The following is a 25405-nucleotide window of genomic DNA, read 5'->3' as shown; positions in this document are numbered from 1 at the left end:
TGCGCTTTGATGAAGCGCGCGCACCCCACTACAGTCGCAGCCAAACAACAGAGACCGGAAACGCCGATGCATGCCCGTGCCGAGACCGCGGCCTCCTGGCCCGAGGAGATCTTCTCGATATTGCAGCGCTTCGAGGTGCGCCAGGTGCCTTACGTGCCGGACGCCGGGCACTCAGAGCTGATCGAGCGCGTGCTGGGCTCATCCTCGATGCGCGGCATTGCGCTGACCACCGAGGAGGAGGGCGTGGCGCTGCTGGCGGGCGCCTGGGCCGGCGGCCAGCGCGGCGTGCTGCTGATGCAGTCGAGCGGAGTCGGCAATTGCATCAACATGCTGTCGCTGGTGCAGATCTTTCGCTTGCCGTTCCTCACGCTGGTGACGATGCGCGGCGAATGGGGCGAGTTCAATCCGTGGCAGGTGCCGATGGGTTCGAACACGCAAGGCATTCTCGAATTGTCGGGGATCAAGGTGCTCCGCGCCTCGCATCCGGATGAGGTGCGCGAAGTTGTCGAGGCCGGCGCAGCGCAAGCCTACAACGCCTGCACGCCGACCGCCGTGTTGCTGTCGCAGCGCCTGATCGGGGCAAAGGTTTTCACCAAATGAGCAAAGCCAATCTCCTCGATCGCCGCGCGGTCGTTTCCGAACTGCTTAGGAATCGCAACGGCGCCTTCGCCGTCGGCGGCCTCGGCGCCTCCACCTATGACATCGCCGCCGCCGGCGACGATGACCGCAACTTCTATCTCTGGGGCGGCATGGGCGGCGCCGTGATGATCGGGCTCGGCCTAGCGCTGGCCCAGCCGACGCTGCCGGTCGTCGTGATCACCGGCGATGGCGAGATGCTGATGGGGATCGGGAGCCTCGCGACGGTCGGGCTGCAGCAGCCCAAAAACCTCTCGATCATCGTGCTGGACAACGAGGCCTATGGTGAGACCGGCGGCCAGTCCAGCCACACCGGCGGGCCCGCCGACCTCGTGGGTGTTGCCAAAGCGTGCGGAATCGGGGATAGCCGCTCGATCAGCACGATGGCCGAGGTCGAGGCTTTTGCTTCGTCTTTGCAAGACGTTACCGCGGGGCCGCGGTTCGCCAGCGCGAAGATCGACGGGGCCAATCTGGAACGCGTGCTGTCCAGCCGCGACGGCACCTACATCGTCAACCGCATCCGCGGGTCTGTCGGCCACACTCCAATTTAAAGTGGCTTTCGCGGTGCAATAGAACCTTGACTTTCGGTAAAGTGAGTGATTACTCACGACCCAAATGTCTACTTTACGCATGACGAGTGACTTGCGGCGTCAGTTGATCCTGAGCGCTGCAAAGCGATGCTTCGCCCGCAACGGCTTTGCCGGCACCACGACAAAGAGCGTGGCGGCCGCGGCTGCCATTTCGGAAGGGCTGTTGTTCAAGCACTTCCCGTCGAAGGCGGCGCTCTACGCCGAAATCCTTGCCGAAGAGTGCGAGGCCGATCCTGACCTCGCGCATCTGCTCGGCCAGGAGCCCTCGACCGCGACGCTGGTCGAGCTGGTGCAGGGCATGGTCGGCCACTTCATGCAACTGCGGGATGCGCCGGACCAGGAAGAGGCGCAGCGGATGCGGCTGATGGTGACGAGCCATCTCGATGACGGCGAGTTCGCGCGCCTGCTCTACGACAAGGTCGGCAAGCTGATCGGTCCGGCCTTCGCCGCCTCGCTCGAGCGGGCGATCGCTGCCGGCGAGGCCACGCAGATCGGCGACCAGCCGCTCAACCTGTTCTGGTTTGCGCACCACACCGTGCTTATGAGCGCGTTGACGCAGCTGCCTGCGACACCGTGTCTCCCCTACGGCGATGCCGCAGCGGCCGAGCGGCAGCTTTGCCAATTCATCCTTCGCGGCATCGGACTTACCGAGGCCGCAATCTCAACTCATTTGGGCCGCCAGCCGTCGCCGATCGCAGGACCGTCGGTAACTGCAGAAAGTGCATGACATGAATATCCAGACCGAAAGTCACATCTCGGGACAACCGCTCAAGGAAAAACAGGCCAAGCGCCCCGTCCGCATGGTGCGCTGGTTCATCATCGTAGGCCTGTTGCTGGCTCTGCTGGTCGGCGCACTGGTCGGCTTCAACGCCTTCCGCAGCCACATGATCGCGCAGTTCTTCGCCAACAATAAGCCGCCGCCGTCGAACGTGACCGCCGTCGAGGCGAAGTCCGAGGTGATTCCGAACCTGTTGAGTGCGGTCGGCGATCTCGTCGCCGTGCACCAGGTCAACGTCACCACCGACGTGTCGGGCCGCATCACCGAGATTCTGTTCACCGCCGGCAGCCATGTGAAGGCGGGGACGCCGCTGGTGCAGCTGTTCGATGCGCCTGAGCAGGGCGACCTCGCCAGCTTCAAGGCGCAGGCGACCGTCGGCGAGCAGCAGCTCGACCGCGCCAAGCAACTCGCGTCACGCCAGTTCGGACCGCAGTCGACCGTCGACACCGCGCAGGCGACCTACGACCAGGCCAAGGCGGGCATCGCCAGGACCGAAGCGCTGATCTCGCAGAAGCTGGTGCGCGCGCCGTTCGAAGGCGATCTCGGCGTTCGCCAGGTCGAAGTCGGCCAGTATCTGACGGCCGGCACGCAGATCGTGTCGCTCACCGATCTGTCGGTGCTGTACGCCAACCTGACCGTGACCGAGAAGCAGAGCTCGCAGATCAAGGTCGGCCAGACCGTGCGCATCGCGGTCGATGCCTATCCGGGCCGTACCTTCGAGGGCAAGCTCACCACCATCGAGCCGCAGATCTCGACCGACACCCGCAACATCCGGGTCCAGGCCACGATCCAGAATCCGGACAGCATCCTCAAGCCCGGCATGTTCGCGACCACCACGATCGTGTTGCCCGAGAAGCCGCCGGTCGTCACCGTCCCTGAAACGGCGGTCGACTACACGCTGTACGGCGACTCGGTGTTCCTGATCACCGAGAAGAAGGGCGACGACGGCAAGACCACGCTGACCGCGGACCGCACATTCGTGAAGACCGGCAATCGCGTCGAGGGACGTGTCGAGATCCTCAAGGGCCTCAAGCCCGGGGCCAAGGTCGTCGCCGTCGGACAGATCAAGTTGCAGTCGGGCATGGCGGTCGCGATCTCGACCGATCCGCCGCCGCCGATTCCGGCCGAGGCGCCGCGTTACTGATCTCCATTATCTGAACTCGGAGGGCCGATTGGCCCTCCGCCACCTGCCGCAAACCGGCAGACAACACGAATCGAGTTGGCGATGGCCTTCACTGATATTTTCATCAAGCGCCCGGTGCTGTCGGTCGTCGTCAGCCTGCTGATCCTGCTGATCGGCTTGCGCGCGGCGATGGTGCTGCCGATCCGGCAATATCCGAATCTCTCGAACACCGTCGTGACGATCACCACGTCATATCCCGGTGCGTCGCCGGAGCTGATCAACGGCTTCATCACGACGCCGATCGAGCAGGCGGTCGCGTCGGCTGAAGGCGTCGACTACATGACGTCGAACTCGGTGCTCGGCACCTCGACGATCCAGGTCTACGTCAAGCTCAACCACGATCCGAACCAGGCGCTGACCGAGGTGCTCGCCAAGGTCAACTCGGTCAAATATTTGATCCCGAAGGAAGCGTTCGATCCGGTCGTGAGCAAGGCGACCGGTGACACCATCGCGGTGATGTATCTCGGATTCTCCAGCGAAGAGCTGACCGGATCGGCGATCTCCGACTATCTGACCCGCGTCGTGCAGCCGGTGCTCTCGACGGTCGACGGCGTCGCCTCGGCCGACATCCTGGGCGGCCAGACCTTCGCGATGCGCGTCTGGCTCGATCCGACCCGCATGGCCGGACGCGGCGTGTCGCCCAACGACGTTGCCGCCGCAATCGCCGCCAACAACTTCCAGGCGGCTGCCGGCCAGACCAAGGGCTTCTTCATCGTCTCTAACGTCTCGGCCAATACCGACCTTCAGAACATCGATCAGTTCAAGCGCATGATCGTGAAGTCGAAGGACGGCGGGTTCGTGCGCATCGAGGACATCGCGACGGTGGAGCTCGCGGCGCAGAGCACGGATGCCAGCGTCGCCTTCAACGGCGAGCATGCGATCTTCATCGGCATCAAGGCGACGCCGCAGGGCAACCCGCTGACCCTGGTGCAGGGCGTGCGGGCGCTGTTTCCCAGCCTCGAGCGCAACCTGCCGCCGTCGATGAAGATGAAGGTGGCCTATGACTCCACCAAGTTCATCCAATCGTCGATCGACGAGGTCGAGAAGACGCTCACCGAAGCGGTCCTGATCGTCGTCGTCGTCATCTTCTTGTTCCTTGCGTCGCTCCGCTCGGTGATCATCCCCGTCGTCACCATTCCGCTGTCGCTGATCGGCGTCTGCATCCTGATGCTGGCCGCAGGCTTCAGCTTCAACCTGCTGACGCTGCTGGCGATGGTGCTGGCAATCGGCCTCGTGGTCGACGACGCCATCGTGGTGGTGGAGAACATCCATCGACATCTCGAGGAGGGCCTGCCACCAGTGCAGGCATCGCTGAAAGGTGCGCGCGAGATCGTCGGTCCGGTCGTCTCGATGACGATCACGCTGGCGGCGGTGTACGCGCCGATCGGCTTCCTTGGCGGCGTCACCGGCACGTTGTTCCGCGAATTCGCCTTCACGCTGGCGGGCTCCGTGATCGTGTCGGGCGTGATCGCGCTGACGCTGTCGCCGATGATGTGCTCGGTGTTCCTCAAGAGTGCGGAAGAGGGGCGTTTCGCCAGGCTGGTCAATCGCGTGTTCGGCGCGATCACCCGCGGCTATGGCCGTCTGCTCGACCGCTCGCTCGACTATCGCCCGATCACGGCGCTGTTCGCCCTCACCATCCTCGGCCTGGTCGGCTTCCTCTATATGCACATCCAGAAGGAGCTGGCGCCGCAGGAAGACCAGGGCATCGTGTTTGCGATCACCAAGGCGCCGAAATACGCCAACATCGACTACATCGATTTCTACAGCGACAAGATGGACAAGGAGTTCCAGAAGTTCCCCGAGACCGACCTGCGGTTCATCCTGAACGGCATCACCGGTCCGCAGGGCGGCTTCGCCGGCGCACTGCTTAAGCCGTGGGACGAGCGCAAGCGGAGTGCGCAGGCGCTACAGCCGTTAATGCAGGCCGAGCTGTCCAAGATCGAGGGTGTCAGCGCGTTCGCGTTCAGTCTGCCGCCGCTACCCGGCGGACCCGGCGGTCTGCCGGTGCAGATGGTGATCAGCTCGACGGCCGGCTTCCAGCAGGTGTTCGACCAGATGAACAAGCTCAAGGATGCCGCGCGCAAGAGCGGCCTGTTCATCGTCACCGACAGCGATCTCGACTTCAACCAGCCGGTGGTCCGGGTGAAGGTCGATCGTTCCAAGGCGAGCGACCTCGGCATCACCATGCAGTCGATCGGCGGCGCGCTGGCGACGCTGCTCGGCGGCAACTACGTCAACCGCTTCAACCTGGAAGGACGCTCCTATCAGGTGATCCCGCAGGTGCCGCGCGCCAGCCGGCTCGCGCCGGAATCGTTCGACAACTACTATGTCCCGACCGCGACCGGGCAGCTGGTGCGGCTGTCGACCGTGGTTACGGTCGAGACCGGTGTCGATCCGAACGCGCTGACCCACTACAACCAGCTCAACTCGTCGACCTTCCAGGCCGTGCCGATGCCCGGCGTCTCGATGGGGCAGGCGGTGGAGTTCCTGCAGGGTGAAGCCAAGAAGCTGCCGTCCGGCTTCACCTACGACTTCCTGGCCGACTCCCGGCAATACGTCCATGAAGGCAACCAGCTGCTGGTCACCTTCGCGTTCGCCATCATCATCATCTTCCTGGTGCTGGCGGCGCAGTTCGAGAGCCTGCGCGATCCGTTCGTGATCATGATCTCCGTGCCGATGGCGATCGTCGGCGCCTTGATCCCGCTGTTCTTCGGCGTCGCCACCATGAACATCTACACCCAGGTGGGCCTGCTGACGCTGGTCGGACTGATCACCAAGCACGGCATTCTGATGGTGGAGTTCGCCAACGAGCTGCAGCTCAACGAGGGACTCGACCGTCGCTCGGCGATCGAGATGGCGGCCCGAATTCGTCTGCGTCCGATCCTGATGACGACGGCGGCCATGGTCACCGGCCTGCTGCCGCTGCTCACCGCCTCGGGCGCCGGCGCCGCCAGCCGCTTCTCGATCGGGCTCGTGGTCGTCACCGGCATGACGATTGGCACGCTGTTTACCCTGTTCGTGCTGCCGATGGTCTACACGGTGATCGCGACCGACCACCAGGCCGCGGCCCGTTCCGACCGCGCCAAGCAGATCGCCGACTACGAGCTCGGCGGTGGCGGTGCGCTCAAACCGACCTGAGTCCTCCAAGCTCATGCTCGCAGGAGAGGCGGCACTGGCGAAAGCCACTGCCGCCTTTTCTTTGTCCGGTGACGGGCATTGCCGACGGGGGCGCAGAGGCCTCTTTGGTTTGACGCGCTTTCCTCCCGCGAACCGGGAGACCACTTCGCTCGAAAACGCTATGCTCCGCACAAGATCTGGAGAAAACAGGCGAGGAAACAGGCATGGCGAGCGAGTTTGCGGCGGGCAATTACCGGTTCATTCCGGCCGTGTTTCAGTATTCAAGCGGCGCGCAGGCGAACGCGGGCTATGAGATCGAGCGGGTCCGCTTCGATCGATTGCTGCCGCTTGCGGAAGGTTTTGCGCGGATCGCGGCCTACATCCGGGATGCCGGCCGCCCGCTGACCTCGTTCTGCGCCTGCGAGTTGCGCTCGCCGGCCGCCTTCACCGAGGACGGTTTCCGCGCCTTCAACCAGCACTATGTCAAGACGCTCGCCGAATGGGGCCTGTTCGACGGCACCATCAACCCGGTGGCCCGCAGCAATGTCTGTCCCGAGATCGATCCGCCGGCCGAGCCGTCGTTCCATGCGTTCTCGTTCACGCGGCCGAGCACGAGCGCGTCCCCGTCCTTCGTAATCGCAGGTGGCGCCGAGGCACGCGGCGGCGCCGGCAGCTATCCCGAGCGCATCGTTTGCTATCGCGATCTCAGTCCCGGCGCGTGGCGGGAGAAGGTCCGCTTCACCACGGGCGAGATGGAGCGGCGTCTTGCCGAGTTCAGCTTCGGCTGGCCGGAGACGACAGCGGTGCAGGCCTACACCGTGCACGATGTCCATCCCGTGATCGTCGACGAGCTGGTCCGCCGCGGCGCCATGCGCTCGGGCCTGACCTGGCACTTCTGCCGCCCGCCGGTGGTCGATCTCGAATACGAGATGGATTGTCGGCGCGTACTGCGGGAAGTGGTGATTTAGCCGGATATCGCTCACCGACTCGCGCCATCGGTCCCGTCATCCTGAGGCGCTCGCGTAGCGAGCCTCGAAGGATCGACGGCCACCAGCGGGGCCGTGCATCCTTCGCGACGCCGCGCAAGCGCGGCTCCTCAGGATGACGGGGACGGAGTGGATGGCCCCCTAACTACATTACCGCGCCTTCGGGTCCAGCGCGTCGCGCAGGCCGTCGCCGACCAGGTTGAACGACAGCACGATCAGGAAGATCGCGAGCCCGGGCCAGATTGCCATCCATGGCGCGCTGGTGAGGAAGCGCTGCGCGGCGTTGAGCATGCTGCCCCAGGACGGCGCCGGCGGCTGCTGGCCGAGGCCGAGGAAGGAGAGTGCGGCTTCCGCAATGATCGCAGCCGCGATCGACAGCGTCGCCTGCACCAAGAGCGCCGGCAGGATGTTCGGCAGGATGTGGACCAGCGCGATGCGCCAGCGCGGATTGCCCATGGCGCGCGCCGCCTCGACATAGTCCTCGACCTTGACGCTCATGACCTGGCCGCGGGTCAGGCGGATGAAGATCGGGGTCGCCGAGACGCCGATCGCAATCATTGCGTTGCCGAGGCTTGGGCCGAGGAAGGCGGCCAGCGCGATCGCCAGGATCAGGAATGGGCAGGCCAGCATCGCATCGGTGATGCGGCCGATCAGCGCGTCGATGAAGCCGCCGCGATAGCCGGCGAGCAACCCAAGCGGCACGCCGACCGCAAGCGCGATGCTGACCGCGATGACGCCCGCGAGCAGCGAGGCGCGGGCGCCGAACATGACGCGGACGAGCACGTCGCGGCCGAGGTCGTCAGTGCCGAACCAGTGCTGCGCCGAAGGTGGCTTTCGCACCAAAGACCAGCTCGTCGCGACCGGATCATAGGGCGCGATCAGTGGCGCGAAGATTGCGAGCAGAATGAAGACTGCGATCACGGCAAGGCCGAGCACGGCGCCCTTGCGCCTGACCAGTCGCCGCCACGCGCGCCGCGCCGGGCTCTCCAGCGTCTCGGAGGCGGCAAGCGAAGCTGATGTGACGAGTGTGGCGTCGGTCATCCGATCAGCCCCGCAGCCGCGGATTGACGAGAATGTAGGCGATGTCGGCGATCAGGTTGAGCGTGATGTAGATCGTCGCGGTGGTCAGCACCACGCCCTGGACGACCGCGTAATCGCGATTGAATACGGCATCGACGATCAGCTTGCCGAAGCCGGGGATCGAGAAGATCTGCTCGGTGAGGACCGCCCCCGACAGCAGCGTGCCGAGCTCGAGCGCGCCGAGCGTGATGATCGGCGTCAGCGCGTTGCGCATCGCATGCTTGAGGATCACCGTGCGTTCAGACAGGCCCTTGGCGCGTGCGGTGCGGACATAGTCGCTCTCCAGCACCTGCAGCATGGCGCTGCGGGTATGACGCATCAGGATCGCCGCGATCGCGTTGCCGAGCACGAACGCCGGCATGATGGATGCGGCGAGGCTGGCGCGCCAGTTCTCGCTCAAAGGTACGTATCCGGAGGCCGGCAGCCAGCCCAGTTCAACGGAGAACAGGAAGATCAGCATGATGCCGAGCCAGAAATTCGGCGTCGAGATGCCCCACAGCGCGAACAAATTGGCGCCATAGTCCCAGGCGGTGCCCTTTTTCACCGCAGAGATAATGCCGGCGGGAATCCCGATCAGGAAGGCGATCACGATCGCCATGCCGGCGATCTGCATCGTCACCGGCAGCTTCTGCGTGATCAGGCTCAGCACCGGCATCTTGTTGCGCAGGGACTCGCCGAAGTCGCCTGTGAGCACGCCCTTGACCCAGTAGGCATATTGCACCGGGATCGGCCGATCGAGATGGTACTGCTGGCGGATCTGTTCGATGACGGCGGGATCGCGCTCCTCTCCCGCCATGACCAGTGCCGGATCGCCGGGCAGCAGATGCTGCAGCGAGAAGATCAGGAGCGAGACAAAGAACAGCGTCGGGACCAGCTGAACCAGCCGCTTGGCGAGGAAGTTCAGCATCGTCGGCTCCGCATCCCCTGCGCTGCGGCGGTCATTTCAATTTCAGCCCGACCACGCGCACCAATCCATCCGGCATCTGCCGGTAACCCTCGACCTTGGTGGTGTGTGCGATCAGAAGTGTGCGGTGATAGATGTAGATGATGGGTTCGTCATTGAGCACGATCTTGGCCATCTTCTCGTAGATCGCCTTGCGTTGGGCGGGATCGTTGACCAGCCGCGCCTCTTCCATCAGCCTGTCGGCTTCCGGATTGGAATAGCCGCCGTCGTTCTGCGGCGCCTTGGTGTGCAGGAAGACGTAGGAATTGCCGTCAGGATCGATACGCCCGCTCCAGTTGATCTGAAACACCTGGAATTCACCGGCCTGGGCCTGCTTGAAGGTCGTCGCAAATTCGACCACGCGGATCTTGATGTCGAAGCCCGCTTCGGCGGCCATCGACTGCACGACCTGAGCCACCGCCTCGTTCTCGGCCCCCTTGGGGATCATGTAGTCGACGGCGACGGGCAGCGTGACACCGGCTTCCTTCAGCAGCGCCTTGGCCTTGGCGACATCGCGTCCGCGGACCGGAAACGCCTTCTGGTAATAGGGATGCGTAGGGCTGACCCATTGATTGCCCGGCGTGAACTCGCCGTTGAAGACGACCTGATTGAGCGCCTCGCGATCGATCGACAGGTCGAGCGCCTGGCGCACCTTCTCCGACTGGCTGAGCGGCCCCTTGTTCTTGTCGTTCGCAACGTTGATCGTAAGGCCGAGATAGCCGAGTTCGGGCGCAGTCGACAGCACGAGCCGCTTGTCGGCGCGCACGTCCTTGATGTCGGTGGCGAGCACGCGCTCGATCAGATCGAGCCCACCGGATTTCAGGTTGGCGAGCCGCACCGTGGCGTCGACGATCGGCAGGAACACGACGCGATCGATGAAGACGTTGTCCTTGTTCCAGTAATCCTGGAATTTCTCGAACACCATGCGGTCCTGCTGCACGCGTTCAACGAACTTGTAGGGTCCCGCGCAGACCGGATGCAGGCCGAACTTGTCGCCCGCTTCCTTGACCGCCTTGGGCGAGACCATCATGCCGGCGCGGTCGGTCAGCTGCGCGATCAGCGGCGAGTAGGGCGTCTTGAGCACCAGCTTGATGGTCAGGGGATCGACGACGTCGACATGGTCGAGCGCGGCCAATTCCGGCCTGCGGAACGAGGTCGGCAGCGTGAGATGACGTTCCAGGGAGAACTTGGCGGCCTCGGCATCGAACGGCTCGCCGTCGTGGAACTTGACGCCGGGCCGGAGCTTGATCGTCATCTCCTTGCCGTCAGCGGAGGTCTCATACGACAGCGCGAGCTGTGGCACGATGTTAAGCTTCTCGTCGATGTCGAACAGCTTGTCGCAGAAGGCGGAAAAGACGATGCGGCCGACATAGGTGCGCCCGATCGAGGGATCGAGGATGTCGGGATCCTCGGCAAGGCCGATGCGCAGCGTGGTCTGGGCTTGAGCCTGGGTTTGGGCGCCCGCGCCGAGCGCGAGCAACAGCGCGGCCGCCGCCGCCAAACGAAACATCTTCATCACACCGTTCCCCATGTTCACGCGCCGACCTTAAGTCCCGACTGTACCAACCCCGGGACGTCCGGCTCCTTCCGCCGCGCCAAAGGCTGCCAGCAGTTTTTCCAGCGTCGGCGAGAAGCTGCCGTCAGACGGGACGATGGCGTCGTCCCGCGGCAGCTCTGCCGTCCGATGACACGCCGTTGCATGTCCGGTGCCATCTTCAACGAGCTGTGGCACTTCGCTGCGGCAGCGCTCGATCGCATAGGGACATCTTGTGTGGAATCGGCAGCCCGGGGGCGGATGCAGCGCACTCGGCAGCTCGCCCTGCAGCACAATCCGGCTGCGCTTTGCCTTCGGTTTAGGCACCGGGATCGCCGACAACAGCGCGCGGCTGTAAGGATGGCGCGGCGCAGCGAACAGCGCCTGCGCATCCGCGGTCTCGACGATGGTGCCGAGATTCATCACGGCGACACGGTCGGCGATGTGCTTCACAACCGCGAGATCATGCGACACGAAGACGTAGGCGAGCTTCAGGCGATCCTGCAGGTCGCGCAGCAGGTTCAGGATCTGCGAGCGGATCGAGACGTCGAGTGCCGACACCGGCTCGTCGCAGATCATCAGCTTCGGCTCGACCGCGAGCGCCCGCGCAATCGCGATGCGCTGGCGCTGGCCGCCGGAGAATTCATGCGGATAGCGGCGCGCGAAGCGTGGCTCGAGGCCGACCAGGCGCAGCAGCTCCTCGACCCGCTCGCGGCGGCGCGCCGCTGGTACCAGATCGTGCAGCGCCAGCGGCTCGGTCAGGATCTGGCTCACCGTCATGCGCGGGTTGAGCGAGGCGTAGGGGTCCTGGAAGATCAGCTGCGCGTCGCGGCGGAACGCGCGCAACTGCTCGGCATTGAGCGCGCCGAGGTCGCGGCCCTCGAAGCTGATGCGTCCGGCATCCGGCTCGATCAGCCGCAGCACCAGGCGGCTGACGGTGGATTTGCCGCAGCCGGATTCGCCGACCAGTGCCAGCGTCTTGCCGGCCTCGACCGTGAAGCTGACGCCGTCGACCGCCTTTACATGGGCGGTCGGCCGGCCGAACACCGACCGTTCCGCGACGAAATGCTTCACCAGCCCTTCGACCTCGAGCAGCACGGTCATGACACCAGCTGCTCCAACGGCGCCCTGATGCAGCGCGAGGCGTGGGTCGCGCTCAGCATCGCGAGCGGCGGCGGCGACTTGGTGCAGGCATTCTCCACGAACGGGCAGCGCGCGGCAAAGCGACAGCCCGCGGGCGGGTTCGCCATGTTCGGCACCATGCCCTCGATGGTGGCGAGATGGCTGGTGCGGCGGTCGAGCCGCGGGATCGAGCCGAGCAGGCCGACCGTGTAGGGATGCTGGGGATTGGCGAACAGCTCGTCGACCGGCGCGCGCTCGACGATCTCGCCGGCATACATCACCGCGACTTCGTCGCAGACTTCGGCCACGACACCGAGATCGTGGGTGATCAGGATGATCGCGGCGCGGCTCGCGGCCTTCAGCTCGCGCATCAGATCGAGGATCTGCGCCTGCAGCGTGACGTCGAGCGCGGTGGTCGGCTCGTCGGCGATCAGGAGCTGCGGATCGCAGGCCAGCGCCATCGCGATCATCACGCGCTGGCGCATGCCGCCGGACAGTTTGTGCGGGAACTCGTCGATGCGTTTCTCGGGCGAGGGGATATGCACGCGGCGGAGCAGCTCGATGGTGCGTTCGCGCGCCGCGCGCCGCGAGCCGCCGCGGTGGCGCAAGATGGTCTCGGCGATCTGGTCGCCGATGGTGAAGCTCGGGTTGAGCGAGGTCATCGGCTCCTGGAAGATCATCGCGAGACGATTGCCGCGCAGGTCGCGCAACGTCGCGTCCGGCACGTCGAGCAGGTCGAAGCCGTCGAAGCGGATCGCGCCGGAGACTTCGGCGGATTGTTTCGGCAACAACCCCATGATTGCAAGCGAGGTCACGCTCTTGCCGCAGCCGGACTCGCCGACCAGGCCGAGCGTGGCGCCGTTGGCGACGGAAAGATCCACGCTGTCGACGGCATGCGTCACGCGACCGTCGTCGCCGTGGAAGGCGACGCGCAGGCCCTCGATCTCGATCAGCGGACCTGCCGTCATTCGCGGCTCGCAGTTGCCGCTGCGATACCGGCGTCGATCTTGGCGCGGTCGCTGGTTCCACCCGGATTGCTCCGGGTCGGCATGAAGTTCCGGAACGGCACCCAGTGCTCGCGGCTGACCGCTTCCAGCCGCTCCAGCTCGCGCAAGGGATCGGCGTGGTCGTCGACCCGCAGGTCGAGCAGCGGCCATTCCTCTGCGCCGTGGATCAGGAGTGCCGCCGATTGCTTGCCGCGCTTGTCGCCGCCCGCCGCTTCGCCGGCGAACATCGCCGTGATCAGCCGCTCGGCGAACGGAAGCCTTTCGTTTGCAGAATACACACGCGCGGTCTCGTCAAGCACTGCGGGGCCGGCCAGCATGTTGCCGGCGATCGAGAAGCCGTCGCCCGCGATGTGGCCAAACCAGTCGATGCAGTCCTTGCCGGAATGTGCGGCGATGCGCCCCTTGCTGTCCATGACATGCACCTGCCGGCTCTCGCGGCCGCCGTCGGTCGCAAGCAGCGCCGCGATCACCTCATGCGGGCTCTTGCCCTCGCGCAGCAGCGCGAGACCGTCGATGCCGTAATAGGGATTGACCAGCGCCTGCGTCGCGACGGCGCCGATCCCGGGCGCCATGTGCGGCACCAGCGCGCCAACCGCGAAGAACCGGGTCGCGACGGCGATGCCGAGCTGGCCGGTGGCGCTGTCGCGGGCGATGATCGACCAGGTCATCCCAAACCCCTAGCGGCCGGCCGCATAACCTTGCATGCCGCGCGGGTTGGCCGCGGCGCGGCGGCGTGGGCCGACCTTCGAGGCCGCAGTGAGGCGGCCTTCCGACCAATCGGGGCCAATCTCCACCACATGGCCGCGGCGTTTCAATTCGTCGACGGTCGATTTCGGCACGCGATTTTCCAGCACCAGCACGCCGGGCCGCGAAGTGCGCGGCCAGAACGAGATCGGGAAATGCTCGGAGTGCCAGGCCGGCGCATCGATCGCCTCCTGCAGATTGAGTTTGGCGTGGACGTGGCGCAGGAAGAACTGCGTGATCCACTGGTCTTGCTGGTCGCCGCCGGGCGAGCCCCAGGAGAGATACGGCTCGCCGTCGCGCAGCGCCATGGTCGGTGACAGCGTGGTGCGGGGCCGCTTGCCCGGCGCGAGCGCGGCAGGGTGGTTCTCCTCCAGCCAGAACATCTGGGCGCGGCTGCCGAGGCAGAATCCGATCTCGGGAATCACGGGCGAGGATTGCAGCCAGCCGCCGGACGGTGTCGCCGAGATCATGTTGCCGGCCTTGTCGATGATGTCGAAATGCACGGTGTCGCCGCGCACCTCGCCGAACCGGCCGACCGTCGGCTCGCCCGCGCCCATGGCGCCGACGGCCTCGCGATGCCCCTCGGCGCGCCGCAATTTCACGACGCCGCCGAAACCTTCGAGCGAGCCGGGGCGGAAATCGAGCGAGGCATGCTCCTTCGAGATCAGCTTGCGCCGTTCGTTGTTATAGGCATCGGACAGCAGCGTTTCGATCGGGATATCGGTGAACTTGGGATCGCCATAGAATGTCTCGCGATCGGCATAAGCGAGCTTGGCGGCTTCGATCTGCAGATGGATGAAGTCGGCGCCAGCCGGATCGAGCCCGTCGAGCTCAAATCCCTTGAGTAGCGCGAGCTGCTGCAGCATCACCGGACCCTGGCTCCAAACGCCGCACTTCTGCACGGTGTAACGGCCGTAATCGTAGGTCACCGGCGCCTCGATGGTCGGCTGCCAGCGCGCCATGTCGTCGGCCGACAGCACGCCGCGATGCGGCGAGCCGGAGACGTCCATCACCTCCTGGGTGCGGCAGAACTTTTCGATCGCCTCGGCGACGAAGCCCTTCGACCAGGCCTGCCGCGCGCGCTCGATCTGCGCGACACGGTCGTGGCCTGCGCTCTCGGCCTCCTCAAGGATGCGTGTGTAGGTCTCGGCGAGCTTCTTGTTGGTGAAGATGGTGCCGGGCTTCGGCACCTCGCCGTTCGGCAAGTACACGTCGGCTGACGTGGTCCAGTATTTCCGGAACAGCTGCTCGACGGTCTGGATGGTCGCGGATGCACGCTCGACCAGCGGATAGCCGTCGCGGGCATAAGCGATCGCGGGCTCCAGCACGTCGCGAAGTTTCATCGTGCCATAGTCGCGCAGCAGCAGCATCCAGGTTTCGAACGTACCGGGCACGCAGGCGGCGAGCAGGCCGGTGCCGGGCACCATATCGAGGCCCTCGCTACGGTAGTGCGCGATGGTTGCCTTCGCCGGCGCCGGGCCCTGGCCGCAGATCACTTCGGCTTTGCCGCGCTTGACGTCGTGCACGATAACAGGCACGTCGCCGCCGGGCCCGTTCAAATGCGGTTCGACGACCTGCAGCGTGAAGGCGGTCGCGACCCCCGCATCAAAGGCGTTGCCGCCTTTCTCCAGCGCCGCCATGCCGACCGCGGTGGCGATCCAGTGCGTCGAGGTGACGACGCCGAAAGTGCCTTCGATCTCGGGCCTTGTAGTGAACGGATCGGGGTTGACGTTGCTCATGACGATTGACCGTTTGGCGGCTTGTTGGGTTTCTTGTGCGCGCGCACTTGATCACAGGCGAGCTGGTATGCCAACCGCTTGGTAGACATGGCCGCTCCCATCCGCGTGATCATGCCGGAACGGCGGCGGTGGCATTGTTGACGGCGTGGCAGGCGACGCCATCGATCAGTTCCGGCGTCCTCTCACGGCAGAGATCGAAGGCGAGGGGACAGCGCGGGTTGAACGAGCAACCCGGCGGTGGATCGATCGGGTTGGGAATCTCGCCCTTGACGGGGATGCGCTGGCGCCCGGACATCGCAAGATCGGGAACCGCGCCGAGCAGCATCCTGGTGTAGGGCATAAGCGGGGTCTCGAACAGTTTTCGGCCCTCGGCGATCTCGACGATGCGGCCGAGATACATCACGCCGATCCGGCTCGCCATATGACGGACCACCGCGAGATTGTGACTGATGAAGAGATAGGTCAGGCCGAACTTGTCCTGCAAATCGCGCATCAGATTGAGGATCTGTGCCTGCACGGAGACGTCGAGCGCCGAGGTCGGCTCGTCGCAGACGATGAACTCGGCCTCCGACGCCAGCGCGCGGGCGATCGCGATGCGCTGGCGCTGGCCGCCGGAAAATTCGTGCGGGAATTTTTGGCCGTCGTCGGGGTGCAGGCCGACCAGCGAGAGCAATTCGCCGACCCGGGCCTTGATGTCGCGCTCGCCCTGGATCAGGTCGAAGGCGCGGATCGGCTCGGCGACGATGGCGGCGACCCGGTAACGCGGATTGAGGCTCGCATAGGGGTCCTGAAAAACCATCTGGATGCGCCGGCGCAGCCGACGGCGCGCCTGGGCCTGCCGCGGATCGGTCATCGAGACGCCGTCGATAATGACTTCGCCCGAACTCGGCGGCAGCAGGCCGACAACCATGCGCGCAACCGTAGTCTTGCCGGAGCCGGACTCGCCGACCAGCGCAAACGTCTCGCCGCGCTTGATGTCGAAGCTGACGCCGTCGACGGCCTTCAGGAATTCGAGATGACCACCCTCGATCACGCGATTGAGCCACGGCTTCGAGACGTCGAAGACACGGCGCAGGTTCTTGACCTCGATCAGCGCCGTGCTCATGCCGCCGTCTCCTTGGCGGGCTCGAACAGATGGCAGGCGACGGATTGTGTGCCTTGGCGGATCGGCTCGGGCCGCTCGACGCGGCAGCGATCGAAGGCAAACGCACAGCGCGGATTGAATGGGCAGCCCGGCGGGATCGCCGACAACCGCGGCATCGAGCCGGGAATCTGCACCAGCCGCTTGTCCTCGCCCGCGAGCGTCGGGATCGCGCCCATCAGGCCCTTGGCGTAGGGATGCAGCGGATTGCGCACCACCTCCTGCACCGGGCCGATCTCGGCGATGCGGCCGGAATACATCACCGCGACGCGGTCGCAGGTCTCGGCGATCACGCCCATGTCGTGGGTCACCAGCATCACGGCGGTGCCATGGTCGCGGCCGAGCCGCTTGATCAGCGCGATGATCTGCGCCTGCACGGAAACATCGAGTGCGGTGGTCGGCTCGTCGGCGATGATCAGCTCGGGCTCGGCGCAGATCGCCAGCGCAATGACGACGCGCTGGCGCATGCCGCCGGAGAATTCGTGCGGGTAGCCGTCGATGCGCTTCTCCGGCGCGGGAATGCCGACCTCGGCCAATAGATCGATGGCGCGCTTGCGCGCGGCGCTTTCGGTGAGATTGCTGTGGGTGCGGATGGTCTCGATGATCTGGTCGCCGATCCGGTAGAGCGGATTGAGGCTGGTCAGCGGATCCTGGAAGATCATGCCGATCCGCTTGCCCCTGACGCGGCGGATCTCCTCCGGCGGAAGATGGTCGATCCTTGTGCCCGACAGCTCGATCTCGCCAGCGGAGATGCGGCCGGGCGGATCGATCAGCCCGATCACCGCCAGGCCCGTGACCGATTTGCCGGCGCCGGATTCGCCGACCACGCCAAGCACCTCGCCCTTGGCGATGTCGAACGACACGCCGTTGATGGCGCGCAACGTCGCGCGGCGGGTGACGAATTCCACCTCGAGGTTGCGTACGGAGAGGACAGGTTTGCTCATCGGAGCTTCGGATTGAGGGCGTCGCGCAGCCAGTCGCCGACGAGGTTGATGGAGAGGATCAGGCCTGCCAGCGCAATGCCCGGGAAGGCGACGATCCACCATTCGCCGGCAAACAAATAGTTGTTGCCGATCCGGATCAGGGTGCCGAGCGAGGGCATGGTATCGGGCATGCCGGCGCCGAGGAATGACAGCGTCGCCTCGGTGATGATCGCGAGCGCCAGATTGATAGTGGCGATGACGAGGATGGGACCCATCGTGTTCGGCAGCACGTGCCGCAGCATGATCGTCGGCGCCGGCAGCCCGATCAGCTGCGCCGCCGCTACATAATCCCTGTTCTTCTCGACCATCACCGAACCGCGCACGGTGCGGGCATATTGCACCCAGAAACTGAGTCCGATCGCGATGATCAGCACGCCGAGCGTGCTCATCTCGTCGAGCCGGTTGCCGAGCAGCGATTTGGCGACGCCATTGACCAACAGCGCGATCAGGATCGCCGGGAAGGTGAGCTGCACGTCGGCGATCCGCATGATCACACTGTCGACCGCGCCGCCGAAATATCCGGCGACCAGCCCGAGCGCGATGCCGAGCGCGCCGGCGAAGATCACGCCGGCTATGCCGACCGCAAGCGAGATGCGCAGGCCGTAGAGGATCGCCGAGAGCACGTCGCGGCCCTGCTCGTCGGTGCCCAGCAGGAACGGGCTCTGACCGTCGGCGGTCCACAGCGGCGCGATTCGCGAGTTGATCAGCTGCAGCTGCGCCGGATCGAACGGGTTCTGCACCGCCAGCGACGACGCGAAGAGCGCCAGCAGGAAGAACAGCAGCGTGATCACGGCGGCGACCATCGTCAGCCGGGAACGGCGGAACGAATAGAAGATGTCGCTGTCAAGCGCGCGCCTGAACCAGCCGGCAGGTACGTGCGCCTGGTCTTCGGAGCGATGGGGGACGACGGCGTCGGACATCGGTCAGCCTCTCACGCCGCACGGCCGACAGTCGACCGCAAGCGCGGATCGACCACGGTATAGAGGATGTCGACCACGAGATTGATGGTGACGAAGATCAGTGAGACCATCAACAGATACGCAGCCATGATCGGGATATCGACATTTTGCACGGCCTGCACGAACAGAAGTCCCATGCCCGGCCATTGGAACACGGTTTCGGTGATGATCGAGAAAGCAATAACCGAGCCAAACTGCAGGCCGGCGACCGTGATCACCGGGACCAGGGTATTCTTGAGCGCATGGCCGAAATGGATCGCGCGCGTGGTCAGACCGCGGGCGCGGGCGAAGCGGATATAGTCGGTCCGCAGCACTTCCAGCATTTCGGCGCGCACCAGCCGCATGATCAGGGTCATCTGGAACAGCCCGAGCGTGATCGACGGCATGATCAGCGCTTTCAGGCCGGAAACGGTCAGCAGCCCGGTGGTCCACCAGCCGAGCTTCACCACCTCGCCGCGGCCGAAGGAGGGCAGCCAGCCCAGCGTCACAGCGAACAGATAGATCAGCAGGATGCCGATCAGGAAGGTCGGCAGTGAAATGCCAATCAGCGATATCGCCTGGAATAATTTGGCGAGCACGGTGTCACGGCGCAGCGCCGAATAGACCCCCATCAGGATGCCGGCGATCATGGCGAACAGCGTCGCGCAGATCGCAAGCTCCAGCGTCGCCGGCAGCCGCTCCGCCAGCAGTGAGGAGACCGGCAGGCGGAACTGGTAGGACACGCCGAACTTGAACTGCACGGCATTGATGAAGTAGCGGCCGAACTGCACCAGCACGGGGTCGTCGAGGCCGAGCGATTGCCGGATCTCGGCGCGCTGCGCGGCCGAGGTGTCGATCGAGACGATCTGGTTCACCGGGTCGCCGGCAAAGCGGAACATCGAGAACGCAATGACGCCCACGGCGAGCATGACGCCGATCGCCTGCAGCACGCGGCGAAGAGTGAAAGCCAGCATCTCTACCTTTCACTGCTCTTGGCACTTGTCAGCACACTTGGCACGCGGCATTGCGCGCCCGGAAAGCAAGAGGTCCCGGAAGCAGGGGCTTCCGGGACCCAATTCGCCAAAACCACTATTCACCCTGTTTGGTCGCCCAGTAAAGCAGGACCTGGTTGTCCGCACGCTGGGTCAGCTTGACCTTTTTGGATACGCCCCATGCCAGCGACTGCTGGTGCAGCGGGATGTAGCCGTAGTCCTTGATGACGATCTCGTAGGCCTGCTTGATCAGCTGGTTGCGCTTGGCATCGTCGGGCTCGACCAGAACCTTGTCGGTCAGCGCGTCGACCTCCTTGCTGCAATAGCCGCCCAGATTGGCTTCACCCCTTGTGGAATCCTTCGGGTCGGGGCGGCAGCCGAAAATATCGTGCAGCACGTTGTGGGAATCCGAGGTCGCCGGCGTCCAGCCCAGCATGAATAACGAGGTCTGGTAGCCGCCGGGCTTCAGCACCTTGGCGAAATACTGCGCCTTCGGCTGCGCCAGCAGGTTCACCTTGATGCCGATGCGCGCCAGCATGCCGACCACCGCCTGGCAGATCGCGGCGTCGTTGACGTAGCGGTCGTTCGGGCAATCCATCGTGACTTCGAAGCCGTTCGGATAGCCGGCGTCGGCCAGCAGCTTCTTGGCGCCGTCCGGATCGAGCTTGGGCCGGGTGAACTCCTTCGACAGCGGATAGAGCTCGGGCGCGATCATCAGCGTCGAGGGGGTCGACATGCCGCGCATGACGCGGGTCTTGATCAGGTCGACGTCGATCGTCTTGTAGAAGGCCTCGCGGACGCGGATGTCCTTGAACGGGTTCTTGCCCTTGATGTTGGAGAACAGCAGCTCATCGCGCGCCATGTCCATGCCGATGAAGATGGTGCGGATCTCCGGCCCGGTCAGGACGGTTGCGGTGCCGCTCGAATTGACCCGCTGGATGTCCTGGATCGGAACCGGCTCGATGACGTCGACTTCGCCCGAGAGCAGCGCGGCGACGCGGGTGGCGTCGGATGCGATCGGGGTGAAGATAATTTCCTTGAGATTGTGCTCCGGCTTGCGCCAGTAGTCCGGGTAGACCTTGAAGACGGTCTTGACGCCGGGCTGGTGGCTCTCGATCGTGAAGGGGCCAGTGCCGTTCTCGTGCAGCGTCGCGTAGCTCGGCGTGGTCGCGGAGGCCGGCGTCGGTGCGACGGTGTTGTTCTCCTCGCACCATTTCTTGTCCATGATGTACCAGCCATCCCACTGCGCGGTCAGGATGGGATTGGGCGAGTCCAGCGTCACGTCGACCGTGTAGTCGTCGACCTTGGTGAACTTGGCGTCGGCCGGGACGTTGCTGAGGAAGTTGGAGCCCTTGGCGCGGACGCGTTCGGCGGAGAACAGCACGTCGTCGGCGGTGAAGGGGTCGCCATTGTGGAATTTCACGCCCTTGCGCAGATGAAAGCGCCATTGAGTCGGGCTCAGCGCCTCCCAGCTTTCCGCCAGTGCCGGAATGATCTTCAGGTCCTTGTCGCGCGCAACCAGTCCCTCATAGACATGGCCATGATGCGCGATCGTCGTGGTTTCCTTCAGTGTGTAGGGATCCAGTGACTTGAGCTCGCCCTGGTTGGCATATTTCAACGTCTGGGCCGATGCCGGCAAAGCAAAGGCAACGAGTGCGACGGCAGCCGCCGCAAACAAACTCCAACGTACCGACATGTGATCCCGCGTCCCCGTTATTGTCCGCCGGCTGCTTTGTCCGGCTGTATTATTGGCCATGTTGCCAGAGTTTGCAGGCCACGCAAGCGCGATTTCCCAAAGGGTTAACCGGTTTGCGCGGGTGCAGCGCAATGAACAGGATGTGAGAGTAGGCGGTTGGTGCGAACGCCTGACATTCGACTTTCGGACTGCCACTTGTCGGTCATGGCATTGATCGCCGGCGAGCGCCGTTCTTGCCGGTCGCTCCAAGACAGTTTGGTTGACCATAACGGATGATTGAGGCCGACTGCACCTTTGGGCAGGTACGGCTCGCTTGCGCGACGCACCGAGTCCCGGCGATACTGAGGCGGGCCAGGCGCATTGAGGAGGCGGATATGAAAGTCAACGTCGAGATAGATTGTACGCCCCTTGAAGCGCGGCAGTTCTTCGGCCTGCCGGATGTGGCGCCGATGCAGAACGCGGTGATGGACAAGCTGCAGCAGCAGATGCTGTCGAACATCGACAAGATTTCACCGGAATCGCTGATGCAGAGCTGGTTCACCTTCGATCCCAAGCTCGCGGAGCGCTTCCAGGATATGTTCGTGGCGATGGCCGGCTTCGGCGGCACGGCCAAGAAGAAGTCGTGACTGACATGGACAGGAGCGTCGATGGGACCGGACGCCGGCTGCGTGCGCCAAGCCTGTTCCTGATGCTGGCGGAGGGGCGCGGCGTGCTCGAGCTCAATTCGAGCCTGCTGCTCTCGCCGCTGCTGATGCAGGCGCCGAAGGGCGACGGTCATCCGGTGCTGGCGCTGCCGGGCTTCCTCGCCAGCGACCTTTCGATGGCGCCGATGCGGCGCTATTTGAAGGAGCTCGGCTACGACGCCTACGCCTGGAACATGGGCCGCAATTTCGGCGGCATCGCCTCCAGGCGCGATGCGCTGCGCGACCTCCTGAAGCGGATTCACGAGGCTTCCGGGCGCAAGGTCTCGATCATCGGCTGGAGCCTCGGCGGCGTCTACGCACGCGACCTGGCGTCGCAGATGCCGGAGCTGGTGCGTTCCATCATCACGTTGGGCAGCCCGTTCGCCGACGACATCCGCGCCACCAATGCGACACGGCTCTATGAGCTGTTGTCCGGCGAGGGGGTGGACGACATCCCCGAGATCCGCGCCGCGATCGCCGGCGACATGCCGGTGCCGACAACTTCGATCTATTCCCGCACCGACGGCATCGTGAACTGGCGGACCTCGCGGCTGCGGCCTTCGGCCACCGCCGAGAACATCGAGGTGCATTTCGCCAGCCATCTCGGCCTCGGCGTCAACCCCGCGGCCTTGTGGGCGATCGCGAACCGGCTGGCGCAGCCGGAAGGGGAGTTCCGGCATTTTGACCGGTCGGGCCCCTTTGCCATTGCCTACGGGGCGGCAGAACAGGCACTATCCTAAACCAGACGACGAGAAGCGCCGCCAAGGCGCCCGCGTCAATTTGCTCTCGGGAGGAGATCATGAGCGACGCCAAGAAGCTGTCCTCGCTGGACGCATCGTTTCTCTATCTGGAAACGCCGGAAATGCCGATGCATGTCGGCAGCATGGCGATCTTCCGCCTGCCCGACGGCTACAAGGGCGACTTCTTCGAGGAGTTCAAGGCGATGATCGCCTCGCGGCTGCACGTTGCGCCGATCCTCAAGGCGCGCCTGCAGAAGGCGCCGCTCGATATCGATCATCCGTCCTGGGTCGAGGACGACCAGTTCGACATCGACCGCCACATCTTCCGCGCCAGCCTGCCGGCGCCGCGCGACCGCGCCACGCTGGAGCGCATCGTCGGCTGGATGCACGCCAAGCTGTTGAACCGTGCCCGCCCGCTCTGGGAGTTCTACGTCTTCGAGGGCATGAAGGACAACGAGATCGGGCTCTATTCCAAGATGCACCATGCCTGCATCGACGGCGGCGCCGGCGCGGCGCTGACCAGCATGATCTACGACCTGACGCCGGTGCCGCGGCAGATCGAGCCGCCGAGCGCGAAAAAGGTCGCGCAGGAGCCGCGCGACATCGCGGCCAATTTGATCGACGCCTATCAGCAGCTCTGGACCCAGCCGTTCGAGGCGGCCGCCGCCGCGCAGAAGAGCCTGGAGCTGCCGCGCTCGGGCAAGAGCGATCTTGGCTCGATCCTGTTCGACAACGCCATGTTCCAGATCGAGAGCGCGGTGAAGTTTGCCGGCTCGATGCCGACCGTGCTCAAGAGCCTGTCCGACGTCGTCGCCAAGGTCGCCGATCCGAGGTCGCGCGAGAGCCTGCAGGCGATGGCCTCGCCGCCGACCATCCTCAACAAGGCGATCTCGTCCGAGCGCAGCTTTGCCGGCACCTCGATCTCGCTGTCGCGCGCCAAGGCGCTGGCCAAGGCCTCGGGCGGCAAGCTCAACGACGTCGTGCTGGCGCTCGCCTCCGGCGTGGTGCGGCGCTATCTGATCGGCCAGGGCGCGCTGCCGAACAAGTCGCTGACGGCCGGCGTTCCGATCTCGCTGCGCGAGGAGGGCAATGCCGAATCCAACAACCAGGTGTTCGGCATGATCTGCTCGATCGCGACCGACGTCGAGGACCCCAAGAAGCGGCTCGAGACCATCATCGCGCAATCCACCAAGTCCAAGGAGATGTCGCATCCGCTGCGCGCCCTGGTGCCGCAGGTCTCCAACATCTCGCTGCTGGGTGCGCCGATCGTGGTGCAGGTCTTGGCGCTGCTCTACAGCCGTTCCGACCTCTCCAACGTGCTGCCGCCGGCGACCAACATCACGGTGTCGAACGTGCCGGGGCCGCGGCAGACGCTGTACGCCGCGGGCGCCGAGCTGCTGCACATCTTCCCGGTTTCGATCTCGACCCATGGCGTGGCGCTCAACATCACGGTGCAGAGCTATCGCGATCAGCTTGATTTCGGCTTCATTGTCGGTGCCAACATCATTCCTCATGTGCAGGTGATGTGCGACATGCTGCCGCTCGAATTCGATGCACTCGAGGCGGCGTTCGCGCCCCCGCCTGCTGACATCAAGGGCGCAGCCGAATAGGAATTTCACAATGATCGAGATGCCACCGCTGCAGTTCGCCGAGACGAACGGCATCCGCATGGGGTTTTACGAAGCTGGCCCCAAGACCGACACGCCGCCGGTGGTGTTGTGCCATGGCTGGCCCGAACTGGCGTTCTCCTGGCGCCACCAGATCAAGGCGCTGGGCGAGGCCGGCATCCGGGTGATTGCGCCGGACCAGCGCGGCTACGGCGCGACCGACCGGCCGGAGCCGGTCGAAGCCTACGACATGGAGCAGCTGACCGGCGATCTCGTCGGCCTGCTCGATCATCTCAAGATCGACAAGGCGATCTTCGTCGGTCACGACTGGGGCGGCTTTGTCGTCTGGCAGATGCCGCTCAGGCATCCTTCGTGGGTCGCCGGTGTCGTCGGCGTCAACACGCCGCATTGGGACCGTGCGCCGATGGACCCGATCGCGCTGTTCCGCCAGCGCTTCGGCGACCATATGTACATCGTCCAGTTCCAGGATCCGGCGCGCGAGCCCGACCGTATCTTCGGCAGCCGCGTCGAGCAGACTTTCGACGCCTTCATGCGCAAGCCGGTGGCGCGCCCGCCCGGGACGCCGGAGGAACAGCCGATCGCCGGCGTCGGGGCGTCGGCCCGACTTAATCTGGCGTTTCCGCAGATGATCGCGAACTACGACGCCAAGCACGACCCGCGCACGCCGATCCTGTCGGCGGACGAGAAGAAAGTGTTCGTCGACACGTTCTCGAAAACCGGCTTCACCGGAGGCATCAACTGGTACCGCAATTTCACCCGCAATTGGGAACGCTCGGCTGGGCTGGACCATCATGTGCGGGTGCCGTCGCTGATGATCATGGCGGAGAACGACGCGGTGCTGCCGCCGTCGGCCGCCGACGGCATGGAGCGGCTGGTGCCGGACCTCGAAAAGTATCTGGTCCACGACAGCGGCCATTGGACGCAGCAGGAAAAGCCTGACGAAGTCAGCGCCAAGCTGATTGAGTGGCGTAAGCGAAAATTCGGCTGACGACGAAGTCGTCATTCCGGGGCGATGCGCAGCATCGAACTACGGCGCGCAATTGCGCGCCTGAGAATCTCGAGATTCCCCGATGCGCAATTGCGCGTCTGCGGTCTGGTCCTTCGGACCATCCGGGAATCACGACAGGAGTTCGAGACTAGAG

At 64.8% G+C, this 25405-nt stretch carries 22 protein-coding genes; 10 read left to right on the top strand and 12 right to left on the bottom strand.

Translation table 11 applies throughout. The annotated features are described in order from the left end of the window. The first annotated feature begins 66 nt into the window (after positions 1–66). The 6 genes from K359_RS0103475 (at position 67) to K359_RS0103450 (ending at position 7275) form a co-directional block, all read left to right on the top strand. The gene (locus K359_RS0103475) at positions 67–600 is read left to right on the top strand and encodes a thiamine pyrophosphate-binding protein (RefSeq protein ID WP_029078102.1); all 534 of its coding nucleotides are present in this window, start codon (positions 67–69) and stop codon (positions 598–600) included. Continuing rightward, on the top strand, positions 597–1187 hold the full coding sequence (locus tag K359_RS0103470; protein WP_029078101.1) for a thiamine pyrophosphate-dependent enzyme: 591 nt from the start codon (positions 597–599) through the stop codon (positions 1185–1187). The genes K359_RS0103475 and K359_RS0103470 overlap by 4 nt, the downstream gene beginning before the upstream one ends. 64 nt (positions 1188–1251) lie before the next feature. Continuing rightward, on the top strand, positions 1252–1953 hold the full coding sequence (locus K359_RS0103465; protein WP_029078100.1) for a TetR/AcrR family transcriptional regulator: 702 nt from the start codon (positions 1252–1254) through the stop codon (positions 1951–1953). A gap of 1 nt (position 1954) precedes the next feature. Beyond that, positions 1955–3148 carry an efflux RND transporter periplasmic adaptor subunit gene (locus K359_RS0103460; protein WP_029078099.1) on the top strand — a complete coding sequence of 398 codons (1194 nt, stop codon included), beginning with the start codon at positions 1955–1957 and terminating at the stop codon, positions 3146–3148. Positions 3149–3229: 81 nt separating this feature from the next. Further along, positions 3230–6328 (top strand): multidrug efflux RND transporter permease subunit, encoded by a 3099-nt coding sequence (locus K359_RS0103455; protein ID WP_029078098.1) that lies wholly within the window; start codon positions 3230–3232, stop codon positions 6326–6328. Positions 6329–6531: 203 nt separating this feature from the next. Continuing rightward, the gene (locus tag K359_RS0103450) at positions 6532–7275 is read left to right on the top strand and encodes a hypothetical protein (protein WP_029078097.1); all 744 of its coding nucleotides are present in this window, start codon (positions 6532–6534) and stop codon (positions 7273–7275) included. Between the two features lie 168 nt (positions 7276–7443). Here K359_RS0103450 and K359_RS0103445 read toward each other — a convergent pair whose 3' ends face one another. From K359_RS0103445 to K359_RS0103390, 12 genes are all read right to left on the bottom strand, one after another. Beyond that, positions 7444–8334, bottom strand: a complete 891-nt coding sequence (locus K359_RS0103445; protein ID WP_029078096.1) for an ABC transporter permease — start codon at positions 8332–8334, stop codon at positions 7444–7446. Between the two features lie 4 nt (positions 8335–8338). Next, on the bottom strand, positions 8339–9280 hold the full coding sequence (locus K359_RS0103440; RefSeq protein WP_029078095.1) for an ABC transporter permease: 942 nt from the start codon (positions 9278–9280) through the stop codon (positions 8339–8341). Positions 9281–9311: 31 nt separating this feature from the next. Further along, complete coding sequence (locus K359_RS0103435) at positions 9312–10832, bottom strand: ABC transporter substrate-binding protein (protein ID WP_029078094.1); 1521 nt, start codon at positions 10830–10832, stop codon at positions 9312–9314. Between the two features lie 30 nt (positions 10833–10862). After that, the gene (locus K359_RS0103430; RefSeq protein WP_029078093.1) at positions 10863–11954 is read right to left on the bottom strand and encodes an ABC transporter ATP-binding protein; all 1092 of its coding nucleotides are present in this window, start codon (positions 11952–11954) and stop codon (positions 10863–10865) included. Beyond that, positions 11951–12940, bottom strand: a complete 990-nt coding sequence (locus tag K359_RS0103425) for an ABC transporter ATP-binding protein (RefSeq protein WP_029078092.1) — start codon at positions 12938–12940, stop codon at positions 11951–11953. Before K359_RS0103425 ends, K359_RS0103430 begins: the two co-directional genes overlap by 4 nt. After that, positions 12937–13647 (bottom strand): DUF1028 domain-containing protein, encoded by a 711-nt coding sequence (locus K359_RS0103420; protein ID WP_029078091.1) that lies wholly within the window; start codon positions 13645–13647, stop codon positions 12937–12939. Before K359_RS0103420 ends, K359_RS0103425 begins: the two co-directional genes overlap by 4 nt. Before the next feature lie 9 nt (positions 13648–13656). After that, the gene (locus tag K359_RS0103415; RefSeq protein ID WP_029078090.1) at positions 13657–15462 is read right to left on the bottom strand and encodes a gamma-glutamyltransferase family protein; all 1806 of its coding nucleotides are present in this window, start codon (positions 15460–15462) and stop codon (positions 13657–13659) included. Between the two features lie 109 nt (positions 15463–15571). Beyond that, positions 15572–16567: an ABC transporter ATP-binding protein gene (locus tag K359_RS0103410; RefSeq protein ID WP_029078089.1), complete on the bottom strand. Its 996-nt coding sequence runs from the start codon at positions 16565–16567 to the stop codon at positions 15572–15574. Further along, a complete protein-coding gene (locus tag K359_RS0103405) occupies positions 16564–17547 on the bottom strand; it encodes an ABC transporter ATP-binding protein (protein ID WP_029078088.1) in 984 nt (327 codons plus the stop codon). The genes K359_RS0103410 and K359_RS0103405 overlap by 4 nt, the downstream gene beginning before the upstream one ends. Further along, positions 17544–18506 carry an ABC transporter permease gene (locus tag K359_RS0103400; RefSeq protein ID WP_029078087.1) on the bottom strand — a complete coding sequence of 321 codons (963 nt, stop codon included), beginning with the start codon at positions 18504–18506 and terminating at the stop codon, positions 17544–17546. Before K359_RS0103400 ends, K359_RS0103405 begins: the two co-directional genes overlap by 4 nt. An 11-nt stretch (positions 18507–18517) precedes the next feature. Then, a complete protein-coding gene (locus tag K359_RS0103395; RefSeq protein ID WP_029078086.1) occupies positions 18518–19498 on the bottom strand; it encodes an ABC transporter permease in 981 nt (326 codons plus the stop codon). A gap of 115 nt (positions 19499–19613) precedes the next feature. After that, positions 19614–21212, bottom strand: coding sequence for an ABC transporter substrate-binding protein (locus tag K359_RS0103390; protein ID WP_029078085.1), 1599 nt, complete (start codon positions 21210–21212; stop codon positions 19614–19616). 374 nt (positions 21213–21586) lie between these two features. On the opposite strand from K359_RS0103390, the gene K359_RS0103385 reads away from it, so the two are divergent. Genes K359_RS0103385 through K359_RS0103370 form a run of 4 tightly spaced genes read left to right on the top strand, consistent with a single transcriptional unit; the run spans position 21587 to position 25251 of the window. Then, positions 21587–21838 (top strand): DUF6489 family protein, encoded by a 252-nt coding sequence (locus K359_RS0103385; protein WP_029078084.1) that lies wholly within the window; start codon positions 21587–21589, stop codon positions 21836–21838. A gap of 5 nt (positions 21839–21843) precedes the next feature. Further along, a complete protein-coding gene (locus K359_RS0103380) occupies positions 21844–22635 on the top strand; it encodes an alpha/beta fold hydrolase (RefSeq protein WP_029078083.1) in 792 nt (263 codons plus the stop codon). Between the two features lie 59 nt (positions 22636–22694). Continuing rightward, positions 22695–24245: a wax ester/triacylglycerol synthase family O-acyltransferase gene (locus K359_RS0103375; protein ID WP_029078082.1), complete on the top strand. Its 1551-nt coding sequence runs from the start codon at positions 22695–22697 to the stop codon at positions 24243–24245. A gap of 10 nt (positions 24246–24255) precedes the next feature. Next, entirely contained in the window at positions 24256–25251 is a 996-nt protein-coding gene (locus tag K359_RS0103370; RefSeq protein WP_029078081.1) for an alpha/beta fold hydrolase, read from the top strand. Positions 25252–25405: the final 154 nt, after the last annotated feature.

The sequence above is a fragment of the Bradyrhizobium sp. th-b2 genome, from assembly GCF_000426785.1.
Lineage (GTDB): Bacteria > Pseudomonadota > Alphaproteobacteria > Rhizobiales > Xanthobacteraceae > Bradyrhizobium > Bradyrhizobium septentrionale.
The sequence above is the reverse complement of the archived record's forward strand: the minus strand, read 5'-3'. Positions and strand labels throughout refer to the sequence as shown.

Bases quoted from the DNA above. Each gene is read 5' to 3' on its own strand.
- K359_RS0103475 (WP_029078102.1), top strand. From the start codon at position 67: ATGCATGCCCGTGCCGAGACCGCGGCCTCCTGGCCCGAGGAGATCTTC.
- K359_RS0103470 (WP_029078101.1), top strand. From the start codon at position 597: ATGAGCAAAGCCAATCTCCTCGATCGCCGCGCGGTCGTTTCCGAACTG.
- K359_RS0103465 (WP_029078100.1), top strand. From the start codon at position 1,252: ATGTCTACTTTACGCATGACGAGTGACTTGCGGCGTCAGTTGATCCTG.
- K359_RS0103460 (WP_029078099.1), top strand. From the start codon at position 1,955: ATGAATATCCAGACCGAAAGTCACATCTCGGGACAACCGCTCAAGGAA.
- K359_RS0103455 (WP_029078098.1), top strand. From the start codon at position 3,230: ATGGCCTTCACTGATATTTTCATCAAGCGCCCGGTGCTGTCGGTCGTC.
- K359_RS0103450 (WP_029078097.1), top strand. From the start codon at position 6,532: ATGGCGAGCGAGTTTGCGGCGGGCAATTACCGGTTCATTCCGGCCGTG.
- K359_RS0103445 (WP_029078096.1), bottom strand. From the start codon at position 8,334: ATGACCGACGCCACACTCGTCACATCAGCTTCGCTTGCCGCCTCCGAG.
- K359_RS0103440 (WP_029078095.1), bottom strand. From the start codon at position 9,280: ATGCTGAACTTCCTCGCCAAGCGGCTGGTTCAGCTGGTCCCGACGCTG.
- K359_RS0103435 (WP_029078094.1), bottom strand. From the start codon at position 10,832: ATGAAGATGTTTCGTTTGGCGGCGGCGGCCGCGCTGTTGCTCGCGCTC.
- K359_RS0103430 (WP_029078093.1), bottom strand. From the start codon at position 11,954: ATGACCGTGCTGCTCGAGGTCGAAGGGCTGGTGAAGCATTTCGTCGCG.
- K359_RS0103425 (WP_029078092.1), bottom strand. From the start codon at position 12,940: ATGACGGCAGGTCCGCTGATCGAGATCGAGGGCCTGCGCGTCGCCTTC.
- K359_RS0103420 (WP_029078091.1), bottom strand. From the start codon at position 13,647: ATGACCTGGTCGATCATCGCCCGCGACAGCGCCACCGGCCAGCTCGGC.
- K359_RS0103415 (WP_029078090.1), bottom strand. From the start codon at position 15,462: ATGAGCAACGTCAACCCCGATCCGTTCACTACAAGGCCCGAGATCGAA.
- K359_RS0103410 (WP_029078089.1), bottom strand. From the start codon at position 16,567: ATGAGCACGGCGCTGATCGAGGTCAAGAACCTGCGCCGTGTCTTCGAC.
- K359_RS0103405 (WP_029078088.1), bottom strand. From the start codon at position 17,547: ATGAGCAAACCTGTCCTCTCCGTACGCAACCTCGAGGTGGAATTCGTC.
- K359_RS0103400 (WP_029078087.1), bottom strand. From the start codon at position 18,506: ATGTCCGACGCCGTCGTCCCCCATCGCTCCGAAGACCAGGCGCACGTA.
- K359_RS0103395 (WP_029078086.1), bottom strand. From the start codon at position 19,498: ATGCTGGCTTTCACTCTTCGCCGCGTGCTGCAGGCGATCGGCGTCATG.
- K359_RS0103390 (WP_029078085.1), bottom strand. From the start codon at position 21,212: ATGTCGGTACGTTGGAGTTTGTTTGCGGCGGCTGCCGTCGCACTCGTT.
- K359_RS0103385 (WP_029078084.1), top strand. From the start codon at position 21,587: ATGAAAGTCAACGTCGAGATAGATTGTACGCCCCTTGAAGCGCGGCAG.
- K359_RS0103380 (WP_029078083.1), top strand. From the start codon at position 21,844: ATGGACAGGAGCGTCGATGGGACCGGACGCCGGCTGCGTGCGCCAAGC.
- K359_RS0103375 (WP_029078082.1), top strand. From the start codon at position 22,695: ATGAGCGACGCCAAGAAGCTGTCCTCGCTGGACGCATCGTTTCTCTAT.
- K359_RS0103370 (WP_029078081.1), top strand. From the start codon at position 24,256: ATGATCGAGATGCCACCGCTGCAGTTCGCCGAGACGAACGGCATCCGC.